The 312-nt window shown below is 64.4% G+C and carries 1 protein-coding gene; it reads left to right on the top strand.

What is annotated here, in order from left to right:
- The coding region (locus ACM6IN_RS22030) for a hypothetical protein (protein ID WP_414916705.1) at positions 1-312 on the top strand (312 nt) is incomplete at both ends.

Genomic DNA, 312 nt, shown 5'->3' with positions numbered 1-312 from the left:
CTTCAGCCGGCCATGCTCGGTACCACGCCCGGCCGCAAACCGTACCTGCCTGAGCTGCCAACGCGCCCCATTACCCACAATGACATCGTCGCGGCCAAACCACTGTTGTACAACATCGACGGCAAACACCTGGCCCCGGTCGACGGTGGCACCGCGGAGTTCTACTACCAACTACTGATTCCGAGCGCAGTGCTCACCACGCTGGACGCGTTCGAGGCCTCCCGCGCCATTCGCGAGTCGATCCACAGCGACATCCTGCGCGTCGGCGAACCACGCCAGGAACTGCCGCAACCCAAGGTGGCCGGCGTGGTA

It is taken from the genome of Pseudomonas sp. IT-P395 (assembly GCF_949767675.1).
Classification (GTDB): domain Bacteria; phylum Pseudomonadota; class Gammaproteobacteria; order Pseudomonadales; family Pseudomonadaceae; genus Aquipseudomonas.
The sequence above is the reverse complement of the archived record's forward strand: the minus strand, read 5'-3'. Positions and strand labels throughout refer to the sequence as shown.